Source organism: Methanophagales archaeon (genome assembly GCA_021159465.1).
Taxonomy (GTDB): Archaea; Halobacteriota; Syntropharchaeia; order Alkanophagales; family Methanospirareceae; genus G60ANME1.
Window position 1 is genome coordinate 1 of the sequence record JAGGRR010000245.1, and the last position, 1,648, is coordinate 1,648.

The 1,648-nt window shown below is 38.2% G+C and carries 1 protein-coding gene; it reads left to right on the forward strand.

Features of this window, described 5'->3' with window-relative positions; all coding sequences use genetic code 11:
• A partial coding sequence (locus tag J7J01_10220) for a putative Ig domain-containing protein (GenBank protein ID MCD6211232.1) occupies positions 1–1,648 on the forward strand: 1,648 nt, incomplete at both ends.

Here is a 1,648-nt window from a genome sequence, read left to right on the forward strand (position 1 = left end):
TTATAACTTCACCATTAAGGTAACTGATTCCTCAAGCAACAAAGATACAAAAGAATTTACCATAACCGTAAATGAACAAACTCAGCCACTTACTATAACAACTGAGAGCCTTCCAGAAGGAACAGTGGGTAGTGAATATAGTGCTACTTTAACTGCTTCTGGTGGCACTACTCCTTATAGCTGGTCCCTTGTTTCTGGAAGCTTACCTACTGGTCTAACATTAAGCAGCGCTGGGGTTATCTCTGGCACTCCTACAACTGCAGGTAGCTTTACCTTTATTGTAAAAGTCGAGGATTCATCTACTCCTAAAAAACAGGCTACCAAACAGCTTAGTATTAATGTAAATGAACAAACTCAGCCACTTACTATCACAACTAAAAGCCTTCCAGAAGGAACAGTTGGCACTGAATATAGTGCTACTTTAACTGCTTCTGGCGGCACTACTCCTTACACATGGTCACTTGTTTCTGGAAGCTTGCCTACTGGTCTAACATTAAGCAGCGCTGGGGTTATCTCTGGTACTCCTAGAACTGTAAGTACAAGCACTTTTACCATTAAGGTAACTGATTCCTCAAACAATGAAACTACAAAAGAATTTACATTGGTTATAAAAGAACCAGATAATCTGCCAGGTGGGATAACTACAGTTATTAGTAAGATTAAACCTGATTGCACAGGGGAATCGGGACTTTGCTTTACTTCTTTAGCTGCCTGGGAAGAAGCAAGGCAAGGGGATATAACTGCCTCAGGTAGAAATACTATTGAAATAGCAGAATGCTATTCAATGGTAGATACGACCCCTGTAGTTATAGATGGCTGGAAAACTGATGCTGAGCACTATATCAAGATATACACTCCAGCCTCAGAAAGGCATCATGGAAAATGGGATGATACAAAATATAGATTAGAGGTAAACGATAATCATGGTATAGTTAACTACGAGAATTATGTAAGAATTGATGGATTGCAAATTAAATTAACAACAAACACTGAAAAATATGCCATCTGGTCAAAGCCTGATGGGCCTTCAGATGTTAGGATTTCAAATAATATCATCAAGGGAGTTGTAAGTGGTGGATATTGGGTTACAGGTATAAACACCTGGCAATCTGATAGGAGTGCTATCCATAAATGCTGGAATAATATCATCTATGGCTTTAACAAGACTTATGGAGCAGGTATTGGTAATTACAATGGAACTCTTTATGCATATAACAATACCATTTCTGATTGCGAAAATGGCATCTTAAATTGGGATAAGTATTATGCCAAAACATATGCAATTAATAATGCAGTTTTCAACAATAATGATGATTTTTATGGTACATTTGAGGAATGTGATTATAATGCAAGTGATGATTTAGATGGAGAAAATGCGGTTGATATAAGCCCCGGGGCGGATGAAGCCAGTGATTGGGCAAATGCATTTGTAGATTATGCTAATGGAGATTTTCACATAAAGGATATAAGTTCTGTTCTATATGATGGAGGGGTATCTGATCCCGATTTAGGATTGTTCTCTGATGATATAGATGGCCAAAACAGAATAGATACTTGGGATATTGGGGCCGATGAATATTACGCCTCACCAATAGGTGGGATAACTACAGTTATTAGTAAGATTAAACCTGATTGCACAGGGGAATCG